We start from the raw sequence: 23795 nt of genomic DNA, 5'->3' as shown, positions 1-23795 counted from the left end.
ATACCATCAACCTTGGCCTCAGCCTGTTTTTTTCTTGCCTTAAGCCTCGATTAAATTTTATTAAATACCTTTTCGTATTCCTTTACGACTGTTTCCCATTTAAAATTTGTATCAGCCTGTCTTTTTGCCAGAAGAGCTATTTTTTTGACCTCATCGGGTTTTGTGGCAAGTTTTTTTAAGATATTTGAAAGAGAACCTTCCTCCTTTTCAAAAATATATCCGCAGTCAGGTATAACTGATTTGTTAAAAGGGGAAGATATTACCAGTGGGGCCGTTGCAGCATCCATAGCGCGCAACAGGGAAGGATTGGTTCCACCGACTTCGTGGCCGTGGATATAAATGAAAGCCCCCCGATACAATGCATTTAACTTTTGCTGATCCCTGATAAAACCTGTAAATATAACTTTTTTGTTGGCCGCCTGCTTTAATTTTGCCATAAAATCGGGATTATAAGGAGAGTCGCCAACGACAACTAACGGCATATCGATATCGGCCTTAACATATTCTTTGATTATCAGTCCGGGATTATTTTCAGGTTCGAGCCTTGCTACCAGAAGAAGGTATTTTTTTTCGGGGATTCCAAGTTCATTATAAATATTTGTATTTGATATATCGTGGTTTGAAGCGCCGTATGGTATGTAAACGGAATCCGCGTTATATTCATCTTTGTAGTATTTTTGCATAGCGGGATTATCCGTGATGAGCACGTTTGCCATCCATTTACACAACAGTTCAACGAATTTATAGTATTTTCTCTCTATCGCGTTCCATTTCAGCCTTTGCCATCCGAGTCCGTCTGTATGGACGACTACTTTTTTGCCGAACAGGCGGAGCAATAAGAAAAACGGGGCATTTGCCGGGTCCACGAAAAACACAACTTTTACATCCCGGAAAAGCACGTGTATTGAAGACAGAAAAGAATGGATTATGCTTTCCAGCGGTTTAATGCGCATTGTGGGGAGATAAACCAGTTTAATGCCCTTGAGGTTTTTGGGCTTGTCCTCGAAATAGTTGCTCCGGCAATAAACAATTACTTCGTTATTCCCTTTTGAAACGAGGCCGAGAGCGAGTTCTTCCACAAGCGTTTCATAACCGCCGTAACAGGCCGGTATTCCTCTGGAACCCAAAAAAGCGACTTTCACTGAGAATCTCCCGGGTTGTGTTGTATTGCTCCCAAAGAAGGGTTTCTATTTTCAGGTATTATATGCCCAAAAATATCTCTTTTCTGCCCGGTGTATATTCCCTTGCCGATACAGGGCGAGTTTTCCTGAAGTTTGAAACCGTTAATTTCCGCCGGGGTTTTTGTGGTAAATAAAGGGTTATCAGACAGGTTACCTTTTATTTTCGCGTTAAGATTGTCCATTTTGTTAATATCTTTGACCGTTCTGTCATCCCATATGTAAAACTTATCGGATTTCAAATTATAAAAAAGATTATTGTTTATTGAAAGTTTATTATCCGAGCTCAGCCTGTCCACGTAAATAGCGTATACATTTTTATTGTTAGCCACGACTATATTGTTGAATACGGAGATATTGTTTGTATGGTCCACATTTTTGGTGAAATCGCTGGCAATGACAAGTTCGGCCTTAATCTGATGTGATTTGCCTGAGTCTAAGGCGTTGTTAAAGAGGGTATTGTTATAAACCACGCTGTTTGAACTGTCAAATATGCATATGCCGGCGCCGTCATTCTCGTAGCATATGTTGTAATAAACTTCATTATAGTCGCACCACTGGTCAAGCTGTATGCCGTTGCCGTCAAATTTTTTTGTATCCCTGTTCCTGTAACAGACATTATATCTGATTATGTTATGATCGCCCGTGTCCTGTTTCGCGTCCTTGGCGTAAGTATGGATGCCCGTGCATCCCAGGTGTTTCAACCCGTTGTTAAAAACCTCGTTTTCTTCGATAATATAATAACTGCCGTTTATTTCCATTCCGTGATGCCCGTTGTTGTATACACGGTTTCCCGCGATTAAGGTCTCTGAGCCCCGTTTACAGTTAACTACATCAATGGCGATACCGTGTGTTTCATTGGAGAATACTTCATTGTTGATTATTTTGTGGTTGATTCCGGCATAACCGCCTATCCATATACCAAGCCCGTTATTTTTGACCACACAGTTTTTGATTGTTATATGATGGCTTCCTTCTCTGATAATGATGCCTCTTTCGAAGTGATTGGATATCGTAATATTTTCAAAGACAATGTTTTCTGCGTGTGAGAAAATTACGGAAGACATTATGACAGGCTTTTCTCCCTCTGCTGCTTTGATTATGATTGGTTTCTCGGGGGTTCCTTTGCCGAGGATAATGAAGGGTTCCCGGTAAGGCCCATAGTCGTCATATAGCAGGATTGTATCTCCGGGTTTGACATCAGACCATCTGATTTGAAAGAAAGAGGCAAGAGAATTTTCTTTTTTTACCTTGTGATTTGGATAGATGTCTATGTTTTTTCCGAAGACAGGGATGGGAAATAACCAGATAAGCAATACAAATAAGATATGGATTTTCAAAATGCGCATAGTTAATACTCAGATTCTTATTCTTAAATTTAGATTGTCACCACAAGTGTAATAATACAGGTTTAAAATTCAGGTGGCAAATGCCTTTTACTTTATATTTATAATCAGTGTTAATTCCTTTTACGAAGCCCAATATTGTTTTCCAGTCATTTAGATTGTGATAAACAGCTATTGACATTCTGGGCTTATTTGAGCGGATAGTGTTTATTCCCCCCCTTAATACTTCCAGTTCGCTGCCTTCGACATCTATCTTGATATAATTTACAGGCTTATCCTCCTTATAAAAAATATTATCTATTGTGGTTGCCTTTATTCGGTTGGATGCGTTTTTCCCTATAGCAGAAGATATTGAGTTGCTATTGATAGAAACTTCATCTGAACTGCCATCATTTAAAGCGCAGTTTAATATCTTTATGTTATCGGCATTCTTAAATGTTTTTTTGAGAGCTTTGCAGAATATTTCCAGCGGTTCGATAATATAAATGAACTTACAGTTTTTATAGTGTTTTAAAGAGAATATACCCTCGCTTGCCCCGCAATCTGCGACGACGTCAGTTGTTTCAATTGGTGTGTTACTAGCCTCATAATAATGCCAGTCATCCTCATTGAAACATTCCGATATCACCTGGTATAAGTCTTTAATTGGAAACTGGACAGGCCAATATAAAACATTTTCAATGTTTTTTAACTGCACAACTAGAAAATGGTCACCTTCACCTTGTTTTATGTATTTGATATGCCTGGAAGCTCTGGTTTTTAATTTTGGCTCAAATAAGACACGAAGAATTTCACTTAAATTTACATAAGGTGAATATTTTTTATAATGCAAAAGATACTTAAATAATATTTTTAATCTTCTGTGAACATGAATTTTCATTTAAATAGTCTGTGCCTATCAATTAAGTTTCTGATTTTGATTCCCCAAGAATCCCAGTTTAATTCATGCTCAAATTTGTCCCGGGCATTTTTACACAAATTAACATAGGTGTTTTTGTCGCTCCAGATTTTTTCAATGGTCTTTGCATAGTCTTTAAATCCTGCTTCTAACGGCAACAGGTAACCGGTGACTTTATTTTCTATATGTGCGGAAACTCCTGCCACATTCGTGGAAACAGCCGGTAATCCATATGCCGCAGCTTCGCATAAAACGGTGGGGGAGCAGTCCTTTCTTGTTGGTAATATAAATATTGACGCATCCATAAATATATTATGCATTCTAATCGCCTGCTCGCTATTTTCTTTATTTAAATGGCCTACAATATTGATTCTGGGATTTTTTTTGTGATGAGGAAGGGCAATACCGGTTAATAGGGTCAATTCTGTCGGAATCCCTCTCCTGTTAAGTTCTTCCATTGTTTCTACTGCAATGTCCCCGCCTTTTCTTTCCCAGTCACTGCCTGAGAATAGCAGTTTTAAAATAGTTTTGTCTTTGTTTCTCCTGTTTAATATTTCACTGCGTTCCGGGATATTTTCTATATTTGCCCCCAGAGGGATAACATAAATTTTTTCTTTGTCGCAGTCATAATCGTTTATGGCGCTCTTAGCGGCCCAATCAGAAGAAAAAATAACAATATCGGCTTTATCCATGATGTTTTGATCGACCTGGTGGTACCATTTTTCAGCAATAGGCAGAAGATTGGAAAAATCAGAATAGTAATTGACCAGCAATTTAGAAGTAACATCCGAATAATAAATTATCGGAATATCGCAGTTGACATCATTTAATAATACGCCGTGAGAAATAGCGAAAAGAATATCAGGTTTTGTTTTGTTGATTTGTTTATGAATACTTTTAGCAAATTCTTTTGTTACAAAGGAAGCATGGAAATAATGAAATCTCTGGCCAAGAAATATCTTAGTAAGTTTATTGAGGATTTTCCCCAAAATAAAGAATTTGTTGTGTTCTGGCACCAGAGGTATTATTTCTCCGCAATATTTTTCCAATGCCTTGAGCATGGGGTATTGTGTCCCTGACCATGCATTTTTATCGTTTATGTTAAACCATGTGCAAAAACCTATTTTCATTTTATCATCTTTTTTTATTTTCAATCCGCTTAAGAAGCGGATTGAGTCTTTTTTTAATCTTGTACCATTGAATTATACTAAAAATTGAATTATATCTAGGCTTTATTCCAGTAGAAAGATACAGATATAAGGCTGAAAGACGGTGAGGATCGGTGTATGCAAATGCTCTTACAAAATTTTCTCTAGCGAAAAAACTCAAGGTGCGAAATGTAAGTGCAAATGACAATCCCTTTTTACTACGGTGAGATTTTGACAAGAAAAGAAACATCCCAATGCCAACTTTATCTTTCGTTCTTTTATCGGACAGAGAAGAAGAACATCCAATTAATTTATCCTTATAGTATAATAATGAAGCCGTGTCTGGAGCTATCATATGCGATATGATTTCGTCTTCAATCCTTTGCTTGTTCCATATACCGAATTCTCCATCTGAATTTAATAAATCTGCCCACGCCTGCTTGTCTACAGTGTTGTCGGGAGAGCGAATCTTATAGTCTTCAGGTAATTTCCAATCATAATTTATATACTGCTTTAAAATATCTATAGGAAACTCGATTTTTACCTGAGGATAATAAAAAATGTGCAAAAATGCTTTTATCCGCATAAGGTTCTTTTTAAGAAAAGATGTTCTATTCATAAGCAATTATTTTTTTAACATATCCTTTATTAAAAATAAAAAATGTTCCGGAATAACCTTTAAAAAATATATCATAACTATATAAATGATTATCCCAAAACCTATGCTTAAATATGTGTTTTTAATGAAATAAAGGAGCAAAAAAAGTATTATATTTGTAAAGATAATTTTTGTCCATATAGGAAATCTTATAAAATTACCGATATGTTTGATGACAAAGAAAGATACAATTCCCAATATCAGTAGTTCACAGATAACAGTTGCCCATGCCGAGCCGATATAGCTGTATTTTGGTATCCATATTGAATTTAAAAGTATATTCACACTTGCTGCAAGAGCAGTAATCCACCACCCAAAATGAACTACACCGATGGATAAACATAGCGACATTGTAAGTAGGGATAAAAAAAGCAGCATCCCCACCCAGGCTAAAATATTTAGAACGTCTGCGGAAGGGAGAAAGTCCAAGCCGTAAATTGAGCGCACTATCAAAGGAGCGATAAACGGGATAGAAATTGCAACTGGCAAAGTGATAACTAAAAATGTCTCTATAAGCTGTGTGTAACGTTCCTTAAGAAGTTGTCTGTTTTCAAGCGCCCATTTTGAAAAAATGGGTATTATAGGGTTCAGGATTGTTACCGCCAGCATGGCGGTCATATCTAAAAACCTGTATGCGGCGCTGTATATGCCCACTTCATAGTCGGATTTCATCGAGGCCAGCATAAAAATATCAATATGGGAATTGACGGTTGCGAATAAAGCCCCAACACCCATGGGAAGAGCCAGTTTCATTATATTTTTTATTATAGATGGTTTGATTGTAAGTTTCGGTTTTAGAATTTTTGTAGCCAGATAAAGGGCAAAAAACGCATAAAATACATTTGCAATAATATACGCCAAAGAAACAGAAAAAATGTTTTTAACTAAGAGAATAGCGGCCAAAGACAAAGTAAAATATATTATTCCATAAAAAAATGCCGTATAGGCGGAGAATAACGGTTTATTATAAACCTGATATAAAGGCTCAAAAAAACGAAGGTTGAACAGCGGCAGAAAAATAACTCCAAGAGTTAAAATAAAAAAAATGTCTTTTCTTAAGAAGTATGCGGCTGTTATGCCGGGAATAATGAATAACAGAGCCAGTCCAATGCGCAAAACCAGATAATTCCCGAGATAAACATCCTTAGCTTCTTTTATCTGGGCTATATCTTTGGCGAACACGCTCGGAGTTCCGACTTCTGAGAAAATAAATAAAAGCCCAAAAAAAGTAAGTATATAAGAGAATTGTCCCAGTTCACGGGGCCCCATTAAACGCCCTATTAAAATGAAAACTATAATGCTTATAAGTCCGGTAAAAAATCTGCCAATGGCCTGGGCTGAGACATTATGAATATAAGAAGTTGAAGCTTTCATTTTTACCAGTTCTCGCCGCTTATGGCTTTTTTGTATAACTCAATGTAATCTTTTGCCATCCTCTTAACCGAAAAGTGTTCTTCTGCGTAATCTCTGCAGTCTTTCGGTTTTATGGAACCGATGTTTTTCATCGCGTCTGATAACTCATTTGTATTATGGCATAAAAATCCGTTTAATCCGTTTACAATCTGTTCAGGGACGCCGCCTGCCGCGAGTGAAATGACAGGTGTGCCTGACGCGAAAGCTTCTAAATTTACAAGAGGGAAGGCGTCGAACCACCTCGGTGTCTGTATTAACGCGGCTGCTTTCTGCAGATATTCGTTTGTGCCTTTAATTTCACCTATATATTTTATGCTTGGGGATAAGAACAGCATAGGTTTTATAACAAAATTATAGTAGATCCTATCGGCTACGTTGCCTGCCAGCACCAATTGGCGTTTGGATTTTCTTGCCGCTTTTATGGCTATGTACTGGCCTTTATACCGCGCAATTTTGGATATATGGATGAAAGGTTCCGTTTTTTTGAGGTTGAATGGCCAGTTGTCTAAATCCAGGCCGTAATAAACATATTTAGCGGATTTTCCGCATAGTTCTGCATGCGCGCGGCTGCATGCGACGAGATTGGGGCGACTGTAACCCGGGCCCGGCGGTATGCAGGTAGAGATTATAAAAGGGAATTTATCCGGGTGCCGCAGGACAAAAAGATTCTGGAAAGACCAGTCGTGTATAACATCCACTTTTTCCTTTTTTAAAAACTCCGATACGGCGTTATATAAAGGCTCTTCTGATATAATATCGGATTTTGAATGGATGCTTGAGGGGGCTTTTGCGGAATCGTAAGCCGGGATTTCTATTGTTTTTCCCGAACAACGGCTTCCGGGAGTGGCGAAAAGTATTACTTTGTTGCCTTCTTTTACCAGTTGTTCAACCAGGATATGCACAACACGTTCAATGCCGCCGTAGCCTTTCGGCGGTGTAGTCTTATAAACAGTGGATAATATTGCTATCTTCATTATTTTTTTACCTTGAGAACTTTTTTAAAGGCGCGGCAGACATCCCGGACATCATCCTTTGTCAAAGCAGGGGACAGAGGCAGTGAAATTGTCCTTTCTCCTATCCATTCCGCATTGGGAAAAGAGCCCTTTTTCCAACCGTAATGCTTCCTGTAGTAAGGGTGCAGGTGGACGGGAATATAATGAACCCCCACTCCTATATTTTCGGCAGTCAAAGCATGGAGGGCCCAATCCCGTGTTTTCCCGAGTTTTTTTATGTTTATTAACGGTGTATAAAGATGGAAAGCGTGTTTTGTGCGTGGTTCGGGGTCTAGGGGAAGATAGCATGGCAAATCGGCTAACTCTTTATTATATCTTTCCCATATGGCTTTGCGTTTTTTCCAGTAAAGGCCGATGCGTTTTAACTGGTGAATGCCCATTGCCGCCTGAATGTCCATCATATTGTATTTAAACCCGGGGTAAATAACCTGATAATGTTTGTACCCCTCATCGGCAAATCGTTTCCACGCGTCTTTGCTCATTCCGTGCAGAGCCAGGACTTTTATTTTTGATGCCATTTCTTTGTTTCTTGTTATAACCATTCCTCCCTCGCCGGTTATGATGTTTTTTGTTACGTAGAAACTGAAGCATCCCAATTGCCCGAATGTACCGGTCTTTTTTCCATGGTATTCCGATTCAATGGCATGGGCACAGTCTTCGATGAGTGTTAGGTTATGTTTTTTACAAAGAGATACTATCGGATCCATATCGCAGGGCCGGCCGGCAAAATGGACTATTAAAACAGCTTTCGTCTTTTTCGTTATTTTTTTCTCGATTTCCCGGGGGTCGATATTCATCGTTTTTCTGTCGCAGTCTGCCAGGACAGGTGTTGCCCCTGAATGGATGATTGCGTTGATTGTTGCGCAAAATGTCATAGGGGTGGTAATTACTTCATCGCCCGGCCCCACTCCGCTGGCCAGCATTGAGAGATGCAGAGCCGCGGTGCATGAATTCAACGCTATCGCAAAAGGGGAGCCTTTGTATTCGGCAAAGTCGTTTTCGAACCGGGCTACTTTCGGACCGGTTCCTATCCAGCGTTTTTTTATCGAGTCCTGTATTTCAAGAAGTTCTTCTTTGCCGATGGCGGGGGAGCCGAAGACCAGAAATTTTTTTCTGGGGCGGCAGGGTTTTCCTCCGTATAAAGCAAGGTTATTTTCAGCTCTTTTTTTGTAATTCATCTAGTATGCTCTTTCTTTTTATGGACTGGAAAATTTTTCTGTACAGCGCTGTTGCCTGATGAGGGTGTTTTCCCTGCAATGACCTTGCGACCGGCAGAAAAACAGGAATACTGCAGCTGTTCATTATAATATCCGCGAAGATATATTTTATCCTCCTATAAAAAGGAAGCCCCGGGTAAAATCCTATTGAAGCAAGAGTCTCTATCAGATGAGGCGATTTTTTATACCATATTGACAGGGCTTTCCCTTCCTTTTTCGCTATATTAAGGAACTGTGTTTCATCAAGATTGTGATAATGATACCCCAATGCGGCAGGGTTGTAAATTACTCTAAGATTATGGTGTGATAACCTCTCGGAAAGTTCAAGGTCCTCATGCCAGTTCAGACCGGTGTCAAAATATCCGTATTTATCCAAAAAAGACTTCTTAACTGATATGTTGCATGTGTAAAAGGCTTTCCAGTCAAGGATTTTCCTGCCTTCCCATAAGTCGAAACTCGCGTCAAGGTGCAGCGCTGTGAAAAAAGAATCTTTTATTGAAGGGTGTATCGTGACTTTACCCAAAACCGCGTCTGATTCTTCTGTATATTTTTTATGTGTTTTGAAATGCTCTTCCAGCATCTTTTCGGATGGTAATATATCATCATTTATCAGCAGGAGTATTTCTCCGCGCGAATGTTTGATTGCGTTATTCCTTGCCGGATTAGCGCCTGCTTTTTCCTGCCTTAAGTAAATGCAGTTAAAGGATGTGTCATCCAGAAAATCCTGTATATGCGTTTGTATGTTATCATCTGAGCCGTCATCAGAAACTATTACCTCGAATAAATCTTCCGGCAGGCTCTGCTTTTTTAAGTATTTTAAGCACATAACCAGAATATCGGCGCGGTTATGCGTCGGAACTATAACTGATATAATAATCTTTTTGCCTTTCTGATGCATAAAATCAAACCTTAGTCCGGTTGTTTTGCAGGCTACATATTAACCGGTTTGCATATGTTTCTCAACGTGAAAATGAAGCATTTACCCATTCGAATCGCCTTATCCTTTTTTGTCTTGTTCCCTATGAGTAAAGATGTTGAATAATAAATAATAAATCTTATTAAGAATCCTGCGGCGGCTGTTATGTCATAAAGTATCAGGGAACGTTTATTAAAATGGGCGTAGATGTTTCTGAGATTTTTCAGCCAAAGAGTAGAGAAATGTGTATTGTTATCCTGCATTTGGACACTGCTTCCCTGGAGGTGAGTTATTTTTAAGAAAGGCAGGTAGTAAACCTTAAACCCAGATGATCTTATCCTGCAGCCCCATTCTATGTCTTCCGAAAACATGAAGATTGTTTCGTTGAGCAATCCTGTCTTTGCCAAAATCGATTTTCTGACCATACAGGCTGCCCCGCAGATCCAGTCCACCTCAGTTTCTTTCATATATTTTTCTGAATTCAAAAAAAGCCCCTTGAAGACAGAGGGAAATATTTTTGATAGAAAAAAATAGTAGTTCAGGGCGGTTGATAAAGACGGTTTGTAACCTGCGTCCCCGACCTGGTGACTACCGTCGGGAAATACCAGTTTACAGCCGCTGATACCTGTATCAGTATGCGAGGACATAAACTCAAGCCACCTTTCCAGCAAAGTGCCGTCTTCGATGAAGCAATCGGGGTTTAATAAAAGCAGGAAATCTCCCTTTGCTTCTTTTATGCCGATGTTATTTGCCTTGGAGAAACCTAAATTCTCGCGGTTGCGTATGATTTTTACACCCGGAAAATTTTCTTTAAGCATAGATATGGAATTGTCGGTGGAAGCGTTATCTATGACAATGATTTCACAGGGTATCTTCCCTGTATTTTTCAGAATAAGGGATAAGCATTTTTTAAGTATTTTTTCCGTGTTCCAGTTTACGATTATGATTGATAGTTTTATCATTTTTAAATCTTGTTTTTTTGTGTTTTTTTAACAGCACTTTCCAGTATCGAAAAAGTTTCCTCTGCGGCTTTCTGCCAGCTGAAATTCCGGGCTCTGTCCATTCCCTTTTGAGACATTTCTCTCCTGAGTTTTTCCGATAGCCAGACTTTTTTTATTGATTCTGCAATTTCGCCGATGTTGTTCGGGTTTACCAATAGGGCAGCATTTCCGGCAACCTCCGGCAGGGAAGTAACATTAGATGTTATTACAGGTGCCCCGCATGCCATTGCTTCAAGCACAGGCAGACCGAATCCTTCATAGAATGGCGCATAAATCATAGCTAGGGCGTTACGATATAAAGCCCTGAGCATTTCGGGTCGGACGTATCCCGTGAAATTTATTATGGAGTGCAATTCCGGGTTTTCTTTGAATGTTTTATGTATCCCGCCGGAAAGCCATCCTTCGGGGCCGGTGATTATCCAGCGTAGTTCCGGCAAAGATTTATATATTTTTTTTAAAGCAAGCAGAATGCCCTCTATATTTTTTCTCGGCTGAAGAGAACCCACAGAAAGCAGGAACGGTTTTTTTATGCCTGCTTCCGTCAGCAGTTTTGTGTCTTCAGGAGATGTTTTTTCGGTATAAAAATCGTGGTCTATTCCGTTATAGACGGTTTTTATTTTATTTTCTTCAATCTTGTATTTTTTAATCATATCTTTTCTTGAGTATTCGGAAACGGTGATTACGCTGTTGGCTTTTTTGATAAAGTAAGGAACGGAAAAATGAAGTCTTAATCTTTCCGGAAGGGTAAAGTAACGGGGGAATATTTCGTAACTTATATCGTGCACTGTCAGGACTGTCGGGCAATTGTGGAAAAACGGGCCGTGGTATTGAATGTGCAGGACATCGGGTTTTTCTTTTCTTAATGATTTTGGCATTTCAAAAAGATAGCGCCGTAGGGGCGATTTGGATTTTAGGGTTATTAATTTCACATTGGAGTTATTATTCGTGATGAGCGTTTTTCCTGCGGGAGAAATGTAAATTATCCATTTATGTCGGGGATATAATTTGAGCAGATTGTTGACTAAATTTATTGTGTAAGTATTATTCCCCGCGAGGTTTTTGCCTATGCAATGGGCGTCTATGGCTATTTTCATACCTGATCCTGCCCATTTTCTTCCGGTGAGTTTTTGAGGCAGATTATGAGGCCTCCTATAAAAGCGACAGGCAGGAAAGCGCTGTCTCCTATATTGCCGAGTTCAAACATCCCGTGGAGAAAATTCGCGGCAAGGCCCGCGATTAATCCGAGGATAAATAAAACCACTACCCTGTCGCCGCGCTTAAGCGCGTTAAATCCTTTAAAAAAGAACGCTATGTAGATATATATGAATATTAAAGCCGCCGGAATGCCAAGTTCCGCCGCTGTATGAAGATAGACATTGTGTACGGTAGGTGTATTGCCGACAAAAGGAGTATAGGATGTCATAGACTCGTAATTTTTAAGGCCGGTTCCGGATAGAGGCCGCTCCCTTATTATTTGGAAAGCTGTTTTTGCCAGTGTAATTCTGTTTGCCGCGGCGTCATAATCATCTCTTTTCAGCCTTTGTTGTATGTGGCGGTAGAAAGGCAACGCCGCGATTATGATTACAACCGCTACCGCGATTAGTATGCGGGCAATCCCGGCGAATTTTATATTTATTTCGTTTCTGGACATCAGTATGAACATTATCAAGATAATCGAGAAAAAGAAAGACAGCCATCCGCCTCTTGAAAAAGTCAGAATAAGGGTTAAAACACCGAGAGAAAAAGAGGCCATATGGAATATTTTATATTTTGATTTTTCCGAGATAAAAGAAAATATGAATAATGCGGGAAGCCAGCAGTTTAAGAATTTTGCCAGGGCGTTTGCGTGCCCGAGAAACCCGACAGCCCTGATTATCAGCGCGCTTCCGTATCTCAGTTTTAAGGCGTCGTCTTCCCATCCGAGAAACTGAAGATTCAGACGTCCCGGGAAAAAGTACTGTATAATACCTATAGCGGATGAAAATATTACCGTGAAGGCTATGCAGTTCAGGATGAAAGGCATATAACTTTTTGAATCGGACAGGTTAGCGATGTAAAAATAGCAAAGCAGGAATTCCATGGCAAATACGAAACCATATAAGACATTGTAGGGTTTTGCCGCTACCAGAAAAGAAAGGCCCGACCATAGGACTAATAATGTTATCGGAATGGTGATGGAGGGGAATAATTTCGGGCGCTCTTTTTTCTGCATTACTTCAAAAAACCATAAGGCATAAAGGCTGAGTATTATTAAACCGGAGAGTGAAACGGGTATCCCAAAACCTGAATTATTGTACCACGGGTTAAAATCCATTCTCATAGAGAAGCTGAAGATAAGTATTGCTAAAAGGGATTTTTTTAATGACCCGATGATAAACACGAAAATAGGGAATGATACCAGCATAATAAAGGCCAGCAGCCATTTGGTCTGGATTTTTCCCATATTAATGAGTATCAGTGCGGAAAAAACGGCTGCAAAAAATGTTAGCAGAAGTTTATTGTTATAATATACGGAGTGTTCAAAAAATTTCATTAAAGGCTCTTATTTTTAAGCAAGGCTTAATAATTAATATAGAAAACACCTGAAACTCTATTTATAATACCATATATTGTAATATACTTAAGAATATTTAATAGGGGTATTTCAGATAAGGATTAAGTAGCAATATTAAAAAACAATGAGAAGATTTGTTTTAAATATAGCAATTTTAACAGTATCCGCATTGCTTGTATTCGCGATAATTCAGAATTATATCTCTTTCTGCGATAGGGAGATGGCCGAATTACACAGGGATAAATATCTCTGGAATAAAGCGGAAAGTTTTTTCTGGAAATCAATAAAAACAAACCCTTTTGATTCAAGCCGCTATTCAGACTATGCGGATTTCCTGCTGTATCAGAGCGATTTCTCAAAGGATGCCAAAAAATTACTGCTTTTAGCGGGGGATTTATATGCCAAAGCATCTTCCTTAAATCCATGCTGGCAGGAATATCCCTTAAAGATTGCCCGAATAAAGGTAAAGCTGTCGGATATAACGGACAAAAGGTCTTCAACAATTGGTAAGTTGTCAAAGGAAGCGATGGGGTTTTTTAGGAAAGCTTATGAAAATGACCCCAACGGCTTTAATGCTTCATATATAATCGGTTATGATGGTATGCGCATATATGATGAGCTGGATGACAAAGATAAAAAGTTCATTACAGGACGCCTGAGATATTCTTTAAATAAAAGGCCGTGGTATTCTATTTATGTTTATCCCATGGTGTGGGATTTGACAGGAAAGTATTCTGTCCTTAAAGAAATCACGCCGGATGTTTTGTCAGCGAATGAATTGTTGTTTTTGTTTATAACCCAAAAAGCTGAATTAATCCGGCAATGGAGAGAGCAGTATAATAAGATACAGGAATTAAGACGGGCCTTTGATACAGAGTCATTAAATAGCAAAATGGCTCGAATCAAAGAAATAAAAGAAAACCTTCTTTCGGGTTTAGATGAGCTAAATACAAAAACGATTAATAGCGGAAGTTGGCTTGGGGTATCGGAACAGGGAGAGCAGGATATTGCCCACGGGAATATGTTTTTTAACGGCATTATTTTTGGAGCCGCCGAATTTCCTTCCGGCAGAGCTAAACTTAGCATATGCGCCAGAGGCACAAAATCAGATGATATGTGGCCATATATGGTTGTTTTGTTGGATGATGAAATCATTGGGGAGACATTTGTAGACACTTTAGATTGGAAAGAATATTCTTTTGATATTGATTCAGATGGCGGGGATAAAATTATAAGCATAATGTTTATCAACGACGGGGGAAATGAGAAAGAAGACCGAAACCTTTATATCGGAGAGGCCTGGGTTGAAAGCGCTGAATAAAATATACGATTTTATTTTATATGCTGGGTTGACGTTTCTGATTGTTTTTCCGCCGGTTGCCCGCGGCGGTTCTGTGAGAATATGGTCTATTACGCCGGTTTTGCTTGTGATTGTGTTGCTTATCTTTTTGTGGCTGATGAAAGTTGTCAATTCGGATGAGAAGTTGAATCTCTCAGCCAGCCCAAAGGCTTTAAACCTTTCAATTTTCGGTTTTATAGTTCTTGCCGCTGTTTCATTTGTTTTTTCAATATATAAGCACGACAGTTTTTACGCTTTACTGCGGCTGGTGTGTTATGCGGGGCTGTTTTATCTTATTATCGGGAATTACAGCCGGCCTTTAAGAAGGTATTTAACCGCGGTTATCATTTTAAGCGCGACGGGGCTTTCGGTTTACGGGCTCCTGCAGTATTTCGGGCTTTTCCCTCATCCGTGGTGGGGGCCGGCGGAGTTTCTTGCCTCTACTTACGTAAACCATAACCATTTTTCGGGGTATCTCGAGCTGTCTATACCCCTGACGCTGGGTGTTGTTATCCGCTATAAAAATATCGGGCCGTTTCTGAAATTGCTGGTTATCGAAGCTCTGGCAATAATGGCGGCGGCTTTTATTTTGGCCCAGTCGAGAGGGGCGTGGGTAAGCCTGGGAGCGGCTTTGTTTTTTATGTATGCGGCTATGGTCAGGAAAAATATGGTCCCGCTTAAAAGTTTGGTTTTTATTGTTCTGATTATAGTGTGCCTTTTTGCTTTTGCCTATTACAATGATGGTGCTGTTTCGGAAAGGATAAAAAGTTTTGAGGAGCTTGGCGGCGGCCCATCAGGTGAGGCGTCTATGGCCACGCGCTTTCTTATATGGAAGGGAAGCCTGGATATGATAAAGGCGAACCCTGTTACAGGAACAGGTATCGGAACCTATGTATGGGGTTTTTCAAGATACCGCCCTGAGGGGCTTAACAACAGGGCAAATTTCGCGCATAATGATTATTTGCATATGACGGCTGAGATGGGTATCCTGGCTTTGCCCCTGATGCTGATAATTCTCGGGATAATTATTTATAAGGGGTTTGCTTCGGGCAATTCCGTTGTTTTGGGGTGCGCCGCCGGAATTTTTAGTTTATCTATCCACGGCCTTGTGGATTTCAATTTCCATATACCGGCGAATATGATAATATTTATAATCTGTATGGCTTTTATAGCAAGCGAAACTCCGGCTAAGAAAGACTTTTCCTGAAAAAGGGGAGTTGATTTTAAGTGTTAAAAGAAAAAGACGAAGTCATAAGGCGTGTATTAATATTTCTGGACGGTGTCGTAATAGCCGTTTCTTTCCTTTTCGCTTTTTTCCTCCGCCGGCATTTTCATCTTGTTTATACGTTTGATGTTTTTCCTTCTGTTGAACTGGCTTCAAGGCCTCCCGTAGCGATGGCGAATTACCTGATAGTGCTTTTTGTGGTTGTTCCCCTCTGGTGCGCCATGCTTTATACGAGCGGCATGTATCACTCGATGAGGACAAAATCATACCTTGAAGTGGCGTGGGTAATCATAAAATCCGCTGTCTTGCTGATAGTCGCTTTTTCCACTGTGGCATTCCTGTTTAAAATCAAATATGTCAGCAGGCTTTTCTTCGCGATATTTGTGATTTGCGGTTCGTTTTTCCTGTATCTGGAAAAGTTGATTTTATTCTCTATGATGCATTATGCTCGCGAGCAAGGGTATAATTTCCGCAGGATATTGATTGTAGGCACGGGGAAAAGAGCCAGAGATTTTATAGACAGGATAAAGAAACACAGGGAATGGGGCATCAGGATACTCGGGATAATTGATGATGAGCCCGGAAGAGAACATAAAGATATTGATAAAAGCGATATAGCGGGTTCCTTAAAAGATGTAGGGGAAATATTGAACAAGTGGACAGTGGACGAGGTTATTTTTGTCATTCCGCGCTCAAGGTTGAATTACATAGAGAAAGCCATACTCGCATGCGAAACCAAAGGCATTAAAGCCACAGTCGCCGTTGATTTATTCGAGTTGAAGATTGCCCGGGCGAGGCAAACCGAGTTTGACGGGGTTCCTCTCATTACCTTTGATACCACCGTAGCCAAGGAATGGGAACTTTTTGTGAAAAGGGCCGTTGATATTGTTGTATCCGCTATATGTATAATTATTTTCAGCCCGCTGTTTTTGTTTTGCGCGGTTTTGATAAAAGCGACTTCAAAAGGTCCTGTTTTCTTTTTGCAGAAAAGGGTCGGCCTTAACGGCAGAAAATTCATACTGTATAAATTCAGGACGATGTACCAGGGTTCCCATAAAAATATTGATTCGGTGACCGATAAAAACATTATGACCGGCCCCGTATTTAAAATAAAGAAAGACCCGAGAGTTACGTCGGTAGGCAGATTGCTGCGGAAATTCAGCGTAGATGAACTGCCTCAGCTCTTCAATGTTTTTACGGGCAGGATGAGCCTGGTGGGGCCCAGGCCGCCTATACCGAAGGAAGTGGCAAAATATGAACCGTGGCAGATGAGAAGGTTATCGATGAGGCCGGGGCTTACATGCCTGTGGCAGATAAGCGGCAGGAACGAAATAGGTTTCGATGAATGGATGAAGCTGGACCTGAAATATCTGGACAACTGGTCACTGTGGCTTGATTTTATGATTTTGATGAGGACGATTCCTGTCGTAATATTCGGTAAAGGAGCGTATTAAGGGCTGAATTATTTTAAACCGGGGGAAGGTGATATAAATATGAAAAAATTTTTAGTTTTTGTTGTAATCGCGGTTACGGTTGCATTTGTTAACGGATGTTCGAAAAAGGATATCACGGAAACGCCGGCCGGGCGGTTAAGCGATGATGAGGTTGTCGCGTCTATCAATGGTTATGGGCTTACGGTCGGAGAATTCAAGGAGCAGGCGGAATATCCCTTAATAGACAGGTATTTCTCAAAAGATCCGGCGACGGCGAAAGAAGAGATTCTGGAAAATCTGGTTATGAAAAACATCCTTCTCCAGGAAGCGCAGAAACTGAATTTTGACAAAGATAAGGAATTTATGCGGGATATCGAACATTACTGGCAGCAGGCGCTGCTGAAACTGCTCCTGAACAGGAAAGCCGCGGAAATCACGGGGGATGTTTCGGTTAAAGACGCCGAAATATTATATGAATACAAGAAGATGCGGCGGAAGATGTTTGCCGGACTTACGGTTCTTTCTTCAAAAGAAACAGCGGATAAACTTTCGGCGGCGGGAGAAAACTTTGAAAAAGTTAAAAAAGAACTGAAGGATAATATTCTTTCCGATGAGCCCGCGGACTGGTGGGTCGCCGGGGATTTGCCCGATTCGATGGAAAACAAACTTTTTGAGTTGACGCCGGGCGGAATAAGCGTTCCCGTAAGATATGGAAACGGATGGGTTGTAATGAGACTTACAAAGGAAGAAGTCAGGGATATCGCGCCGATAGAGAAGATTTCACAGCAGATAAAGGAAAATATCCTTGAGAAAAAGAAGGAAATGGCAATGGAATTATGGGCGCTGGAAGTAAGGGGCAAGGCAAAAGTTGAAGTGAATGAAGAATTGCTTGATAAAATAAATCTGGATTAACGGAGAATTTTCTATGAAAACGGAGAAGGTCCATAAAAGAAAAAGACGCTTTACAAAAGCTAAATTCCAGCAGAAGTTTATTATTACTTTTTGCGTCCTGGTTGTAATAGGCTCTGTTCTCGCGGGTTTGCTTATATACGCGATGACCCGCTCTACTGTTACAACGGCATTTATCAATTCCCGCCTTGAAATGAAAACTACCGCCGATTTCATCCTTCCCGCTGTCATAATGAGCGGGGCGGTCGTGATGATATCAGTGGGGCTGGGAACAATAATTTTAACGCTTTACACATCAAACAGGATTGCCGGGCCCTTGAAGAGGATAGAAAGGGAGATCAAGGATATAACAGGGGGAAACCTGAAAAAAAGGTTTAGCGTGAGGGAACTGGATGAAATAAAATCCCTTTCCAATGAACTTGATGAAATGACACTGCAATTAAAGAGCAATGTCCAGGACATCAAGGACGCGGTCAATGAACTTGAAAAATCCCGGACGGACAAAGAATCCGGCGAAAACATGGCTAAACTAAAAGCGGTTCTTTCTAAATTTTCAACTTGAATAATGTGACGGAATAATACAAATGCGTAACGACATCCTGAATAAAAACAGTAAGTTTTATCCGGCGGTTTTCGCGGTATTGTTTTTTGCCGTAATTGTCAGTTCATTTCTTATGGCTGAGAAAAAATGTATTATTTCTTCCGGCGACACATTGTTGAGGCAGGAGAACCTTTTAGAAAGGGATAAAGACTGGAAACAGATAGACAGCGCGTATTTTACAATATATGTGAGGCCCGATGCAAACCTGAAATCAATGGAAAAGAAACTAAGAAAAAGGTCTTTCTTTTTCAGCGCGAAGCCTACGCCTTCTTATCTAAAGGATTACGAGGAAAAAATAGCTTACAGGACGGATATCATATTTAATAAGGCGAAACAACTGCTTGGAATGGCGCCCAGGTGCAAGGATATTAAAATAGTCGTTTTCCGGAACAGCAGGGAGTTAGGCGAAGAGTATTATTATATTTTCGGGGAGAAGCGGAAATACCAGGCTTTTTACATCCATAAGTTCAGGACAATATACACGACCGAGGCGGATATAAGCGATTCCGTGCTTGTCCATGAGATGGGCCATGTTATTGTAGACCATTATTTTATAGTCCGGCCGCCTGAGAAGATAAGGGAAATGCTTTCAATTTATGTTGATGAACACCTTGAAGATTAAATAATAGTTGTCAAAAATCGGATAATATGTTATATAAATACCTTAACTAAGCGATATAGGAGTAGATTATGAGAAAGATAACATATTTAACGGCCATTGCTTTAGGATTGGCGTTTTTCTGCGCATATTCTTACGGGGAGGAAGATGCCGCTTCCTGCGATTCGCCTGATGCCGTTACCAATGTCGAGTTTGCCGAGATGCTTACAAAAGCGCTCAATATACAGCCTCCTGTGGGGACGGAAGTGCTTTCGGATGAAGAATATTATGAGGTGCTTTCCAATATGCTCGCATCTCTCAGTTCTTCTTATTTTGCGCAGGCAAATCCGGGCGACAGTATAGACGCCCAGGATCTGACAGACATTATATATTTTATCTGCACTAAAGCGGACGGTTTGACTTTTGATGAAAAACTGCAGACAATATGCAGCCTGTCGGGCATAGAAGTTCCGGAGATAACACCTGAAGATTGTGTTTCGAAAGAACTGGCGGCGCAGCTTATAAACGCGATAAAATCGGTAGCGATAGCCGAAGCGTATATACTTCCTGACCGGCCGAGAATAAATCCTTTCGGGGGGCCCGGAATTACGGAAGAACCCGCCAGCCAGTCATAAGGTTAAGTGTTCTTGCTTGACTTTCCCTGCGCAATTGATAAGATAATTGCTTCGGGGGAATTTGTTTTTTTATGGATAGTTACATTAACTTCTTAAATCAGAGGATGTTATGAGAAAAACGGGATATCTTTTCTTGCTGTTCTCAGTTGTCTTTTTACTTGCCAACATTGCCATAGCGGAAACTCTCAGCGAAGACAGGACCACTCGTATTGAAGAAACGCTCCCTGTCAGGTCAGGTATTTTGGGAAGCGTTACGAAGTTTGAGTTGACAAACAATGAATTGCCCCTCAGGGAAGGATTAAAAGCGGACCCGTTCCTTCTTCACGCCGCGTTTACAGCCCAGGAACAATGGGATTCAAACATTTTTCTTACGGAAGATGATGAAAAAGAAGATTTTATAACAAAATTAAGCCCTTCAATCGGGATTGAACTTCCTATTCAGGAGCATAAATTAAGCGCTGATTATAAGATGGACGCTTATTTCTTCGCGAGGTATGACAGGGAAGATTACATAGACCATACCATCAGAGGCCTTGCGGCTCTTGATTTTACAAATTTCAGGGTGAATGTCAGCGAGATGTACAGGAGATTTTCCGACCGCTCCGGTTCGGAAGACACCAACAGGATAAGACAGCAGCATAATCATTTAAGGGCGGGTGTATCTTCCGCTTTTGACCAGCTTTCCTATGATATCGGTTATACCTTCGGGATAGAAGATTACCTGAATGATGAAATAATCGCCGGGCCCCTGACATACGATGATAAAGACAGGAAACTGCACGTTGTTGATGTAACGTTGAGTTACAGGTTCGCCCCGAAAACTTCTTTCCTGGTTGAAAGCGACCTTGGCTTTTACAGGTATAACAGCAGGTACAGTTCCGATTCGTGGTACACGGAAGACCTTGTCGGACTTAAGGGGGAACTGACCGATAAAATCACGATTAACGGCAGGGCTGGCCTGCGTTACCAGAAATATGACAGTTCGGACTATGTTGTGGATAAGGATTTTTTCAGTTTTGTATGCAAGGGCGGCATTGAGTTTAAAGCGTCTAAAGATGATGTTTTCACACTGAATGTTGAGAGAAGTATTTATGAATCTACTTATCAGGATATAAACTACTATAACGTGAATTTTGTTTCCTTAAGTTACACTCACTGGTTTAATGATAAAGTTTCCGCCAACCTTTACGGAGATTACCAGTATAACTGGTATCCGGAAGAGACTACAGAGGGAACTGAGACCGCCAGAAGGTATGACCATATTTTCGGGGGCGGAGGCGGCCTGCGCTACGATGTCAGGGAATGGCTGTCGCTGGAAGCTATGTATGAGTATAAACAGAGAGACTCAAAATTTGACACTTTTGATTTTGAAGATCATATTATAACGGTGAAAGGAACAGTCGGTTTTTAATCCTGACCCTGCCGGTTTCTAAAACCATATTTTAGATATACTTTATGAAAACAAACATTTTTTTAAAGCTTTTCTTTGTTTTAATATTTTTAAGTTCCTCTTTCCTTTATTCTCAGTCTACGGAATATAAACTGCAGGCGACAGACGTTTTGAAAATCACCGTCCATGAACAGCCGGACCTTACAACGCAGACAAGAGTTACTGCCGACGGGAATATCACCTTTCCTCTTATAGGGACATTATATGTGAAAGGGTTGACTGTCCAGGAGCTTGAAAACACTATAAAGGAACTTCTCGAAAAAGATTATCTTGTAAGTGCTCAGGTGCTGATTTTTATAGAAGAATATCATCCGCGTCAGGTTTCGGTCCTTGGCGAGGTAAAAAACCCGGGGAAGTATGATATGCCGGATGAGAAAGAAACAACCCTGCTGGAAGCGGTAGCCATGGCGGGCGGTTTCACCAAAGACGCGAGCGTCAATACCACGAGAATAATGCGAATGGAAAACGGGGAGAAGAAAACAATTATTATTCCCGTTAAGGATATAACCCAGAAAGGTCAGAAAGAAAAAGATATAGTTATCAGGCCGGGCGATGTTATATTTGTGCCCGAAAGCTTTTTCTAAAGGCGGATTATGGAACAGCAGGTTGATATTAAAGATTACGCGAGGGTGATAAAGAGGCACTCAGGCGTTATTATACTGTTTTTTGTTACTGTGGTATGCCTTGTAACTATAGGCAGTTTCCTGATGAAGCCCGTTTACAGGGCCACGGCAATACTTCTTATAGATATTGAAAGCCCCGATGTGTTAACGACCTCGGGGATGGTTTCCCTGGATTCAAGAAATTATTACACATATAAGGAGTATTACCAGAGCCAGATAGAGATTATCCAGTCGCGCCTGCTCGCGAAAAAAGTCTTCGATGAATTCAGGCTCGGGGAAAACAAAAAATACACGAAAGCCAAAGACCCTGTTAAATCCTTCTTAAAGACCATAAAAATCGAGCCCATAAGGGATACGAGGCTGGTATCGCTGAATGTTGATAACCCCGACCCTGTTATGGCGGCGGCTATCGCAAACAGGATTGCCGAATTGTATGTAAGAAGAAACCTTTATTACATAAGCCGCAATGAGATGATGAACCTGCTGAAGAACGAATACCTGAAAATGGAAGCGAAATTATCGGAATACAGCAAGGTTTATAAAGATAAACATCCGGCAATGATAAGGCTTCATGAAGAAATAAACGAAGTTGTTAAAAAAATAGAAGCCGTTAAGAATTCAACGTTTGATTTTGAAGTGATAGAAAACGATTTTGCTTCCAGCGGAAAATATCCTCTTGAGGGGTTAAAGCCCAATAATGTCAGCATCCAGGATCCCGCGGAAGTGCCTCTGCTGCCTGTAAAACCCAAGAAACGTTTGAATATTATGCTCGCGGCTATCCTGGGGCTTTTCGGCGGAATAGGGATTGCGTTCTTTTTTGAATATCTCGATGAGAACATCAAGACTGTTGATGAACTTGAGAAGAGTATAGACTGGACACTGCTCGGTGTTGTGCCCGAGATAGGAAAAGTAAAAAAAGGATTCAGGAAATTCGATAAGGGGTTGCTGGCTCATGTTACTCCAAAAGGGCCTTCGGTAGAGGCTTTTAAGCATATAAGGACCAAAATATTCAATATTCTGGAAGAGCGGGGGTCTCCGAAAAGCATTGTTGTATCTTCACCGGGGCCTGAGGAGGGGAAAACAACAAATCTGTGCAATTTAGGCATTGTCCTTGCCAAAAGCGGCAAAAAAATCCTGCTGGTTGATTCCGACCTGAGAAGGCCGAGGTTACAGGAGTTTTTTAACAAAAAAAGTATTTTTAAAAAGAAAGATGTAAAGGGTTTGAGCGATTTTCTTGTTGCTCATGTGCCGTTTGACGGGCTGGTGCAGAAAACGGATATTGATAACCTTTATCTGGTCAGTTGCGGCTTAAGCCCTTCCAACCCTTCCGAACTTATGTCGGGGGCAAGGATAAAGGAATTTATAAGCGCCGCGGAAAACAGTTTTGACATCGTGTTGTTCGATTCATCCCCGATGGCGGTCGTTACGGACGCGGTTATGCTTTCCAAACTGGCCGGCCAGTTGATTATAGTCATTCAGGGAGGCAAGACTTCGCGCAAGGTCCTTCACCGCATGGCAAAGACCCTGAAAGACTCTAAAATCAATATTCTGGGGGTGATATTGAATAAGGTATCGATTAAGAACGGCGAATCAGCCGGCTATTACTACCATTCCCATTATTATAACAGTTAAAATATTTC

Annotated in this window: 22 protein-coding genes; 10 read left to right on the top strand and 12 right to left on the bottom strand. The window is 40.6% G+C overall.

The genetic code is table 11. From position 1 onward, the window contains the following. Positions 1 to 50 precede the first annotated feature (50 nt). From M0R36_01430 to M0R36_01375, 12 genes are read right to left on the bottom strand one after another with little or no spacing between them, the layout of a single operon-like run. Complete coding sequence (locus M0R36_01430) at positions 51 to 1142, bottom strand: DUF1972 domain-containing protein (GenBank protein MCK9554472.1); 1092 nt, start codon at positions 1140 to 1142, stop codon at positions 51 to 53. After that, entirely contained in the window at positions 1139 to 2527 is a 1389-nt protein-coding gene (locus M0R36_01425) for a right-handed parallel beta-helix repeat-containing protein (GenBank protein ID MCK9554471.1), read from the bottom strand. The genes M0R36_01430 and M0R36_01425 overlap by 4 nt, the downstream gene beginning before the upstream one ends. A gap of 37 nt (positions 2528 to 2564) precedes the next feature. Continuing rightward, on the bottom strand, positions 2565 to 3404 hold the full coding sequence (locus tag M0R36_01420) for an FkbM family methyltransferase (protein MCK9554470.1): 840 nt from the start codon (positions 3402 to 3404) through the stop codon (positions 2565 to 2567). After that, a complete protein-coding gene (locus M0R36_01415) occupies positions 3401 to 4576 on the bottom strand; it encodes a glycosyltransferase family 4 protein (protein ID MCK9554469.1) in 1176 nt (391 codons plus the stop codon). The genes M0R36_01420 and M0R36_01415 overlap by 4 nt, the downstream gene beginning before the upstream one ends. Further along, complete coding sequence (locus tag M0R36_01410; protein ID MCK9554468.1) at positions 4557 to 5189, bottom strand: hypothetical protein; 633 nt, start codon at positions 5187 to 5189, stop codon at positions 4557 to 4559. Before M0R36_01410 ends, M0R36_01415 begins: the two co-directional genes overlap by 20 nt. A gap of 6 nt (positions 5190 to 5195) precedes the next feature. Beyond that, the gene (locus M0R36_01405) at positions 5196 to 6602 is read right to left on the bottom strand and encodes a flippase (protein ID MCK9554467.1); all 1407 of its coding nucleotides are present in this window, start codon (positions 6600 to 6602) and stop codon (positions 5196 to 5198) included. Positions 6603 to 6604: 2 nt separating this feature from the next. After that, a complete protein-coding gene (locus tag M0R36_01400; protein ID MCK9554466.1) occupies positions 6605 to 7615 on the bottom strand; it encodes a glycosyltransferase in 1011 nt (336 codons plus the stop codon). Further along, entirely contained in the window at positions 7615 to 8832 is a 1218-nt protein-coding gene (locus M0R36_01395; protein ID MCK9554465.1) for a DegT/DnrJ/EryC1/StrS family aminotransferase, read from the bottom strand. Before M0R36_01395 ends, M0R36_01400 begins: the two co-directional genes overlap by 1 nt. Then, positions 8810 to 9769 (bottom strand): glycosyltransferase family 2 protein, encoded by a 960-nt coding sequence (locus M0R36_01390; protein MCK9554464.1) that lies wholly within the window; start codon positions 9767 to 9769, stop codon positions 8810 to 8812. Before M0R36_01390 ends, M0R36_01395 begins: the two co-directional genes overlap by 23 nt. Before the next feature lie 32 nt (positions 9770 to 9801). Then, positions 9802 to 10749 carry a glycosyltransferase family 2 protein gene (locus M0R36_01385; GenBank protein ID MCK9554463.1) on the bottom strand — a complete coding sequence of 316 codons (948 nt, stop codon included), beginning with the start codon at positions 10747 to 10749 and terminating at the stop codon, positions 9802 to 9804. Positions 10750 to 10751: 2 nt separating this feature from the next. Further along, positions 10752 to 11882 carry a glycosyltransferase family 4 protein gene (locus tag M0R36_01380; GenBank protein ID MCK9554462.1) on the bottom strand — a complete coding sequence of 377 codons (1131 nt, stop codon included), beginning with the start codon at positions 11880 to 11882 and terminating at the stop codon, positions 10752 to 10754. Further along, the gene (locus M0R36_01375) at positions 11879 to 13231 is read right to left on the bottom strand and encodes an O-antigen ligase family protein (GenBank protein MCK9554461.1); all 1353 of its coding nucleotides are present in this window, start codon (positions 13229 to 13231) and stop codon (positions 11879 to 11881) included. Before M0R36_01375 ends, M0R36_01380 begins: the two co-directional genes overlap by 4 nt. A gap of 235 nt (positions 13232 to 13466) precedes the next feature. Here M0R36_01375 and M0R36_01370 point away from each other — a divergent pair, with 235 nt between their 5' ends. The 10 genes from M0R36_01370 (at position 13467) to M0R36_01325 (ending at position 23787) form a co-directional block, all read left to right on the top strand. Continuing rightward, positions 13467 to 14663, top strand: coding sequence for a hypothetical protein (locus M0R36_01370; GenBank protein ID MCK9554460.1), 1197 nt, complete (start codon positions 13467 to 13469; stop codon positions 14661 to 14663). Then, complete coding sequence (locus tag M0R36_01365) at positions 14605 to 15888, top strand: O-antigen ligase family protein (protein ID MCK9554459.1); 1284 nt, start codon at positions 14605 to 14607, stop codon at positions 15886 to 15888. Before M0R36_01370 ends, M0R36_01365 begins: the two co-directional genes overlap by 59 nt. Before the next feature lie 20 nt (positions 15889 to 15908). Next, the gene (locus M0R36_01360; protein ID MCK9554458.1) at positions 15909 to 17360 is read left to right on the top strand and encodes a sugar transferase; all 1452 of its coding nucleotides are present in this window, start codon (positions 15909 to 15911) and stop codon (positions 17358 to 17360) included. A gap of 39 nt (positions 17361 to 17399) precedes the next feature. Then, positions 17400 to 18251 (top strand): peptidyl-prolyl cis-trans isomerase, encoded by an 852-nt coding sequence (locus tag M0R36_01355; protein MCK9554457.1) that lies wholly within the window; start codon positions 17400 to 17402, stop codon positions 18249 to 18251. A 13-nt stretch (positions 18252 to 18264) separates the two neighbouring features. Further along, positions 18265 to 18810: a HAMP domain-containing protein gene (locus tag M0R36_01350; GenBank protein ID MCK9554456.1), complete on the top strand. Its 546-nt coding sequence runs from the start codon at positions 18265 to 18267 to the stop codon at positions 18808 to 18810. Positions 18811 to 18832: 22 nt separating this feature from the next. Then, positions 18833 to 19471: a hypothetical protein gene (locus M0R36_01345; protein ID MCK9554455.1), complete on the top strand. Its 639-nt coding sequence runs from the start codon at positions 18833 to 18835 to the stop codon at positions 19469 to 19471. 68 nt (positions 19472 to 19539) lie between these two features. After that, positions 19540 to 20082 (top strand): hypothetical protein, encoded by a 543-nt coding sequence (locus M0R36_01340; GenBank protein MCK9554454.1) that lies wholly within the window; start codon positions 19540 to 19542, stop codon positions 20080 to 20082. 109 nt (positions 20083 to 20191) lie between these two features. Continuing rightward, positions 20192 to 21493, top strand: coding sequence for an outer membrane beta-barrel protein (locus M0R36_01335; GenBank protein MCK9554453.1), 1302 nt, complete (start codon positions 20192 to 20194; stop codon positions 21491 to 21493). Positions 21494 to 21537: 44 nt separating this feature from the next. Then, positions 21538 to 22116 carry a polysaccharide biosynthesis/export family protein gene (locus M0R36_01330; protein MCK9554452.1) on the top strand — a complete coding sequence of 193 codons (579 nt, stop codon included), beginning with the start codon at positions 21538 to 21540 and terminating at the stop codon, positions 22114 to 22116. Positions 22117 to 22125: 9 nt separating this feature from the next. Beyond that, positions 22126 to 23787 (top strand): polysaccharide biosynthesis tyrosine autokinase, encoded by a 1662-nt coding sequence (locus M0R36_01325; GenBank protein MCK9554451.1) that lies wholly within the window; start codon positions 22126 to 22128, stop codon positions 23785 to 23787. The last annotated feature ends 8 nt before the right edge of the window (positions 23788 to 23795 follow it).

It is taken from the genome of bacterium (assembly GCA_023228325.1).
Classification (GTDB): domain Bacteria; phylum Auribacterota; class UBA6266; order UBA6266; family UBA6266; genus UBA6266.
The sequence above is the reverse complement of the archived record's forward strand: the minus strand, read 5'-3'. Positions and strand labels throughout refer to the sequence as shown.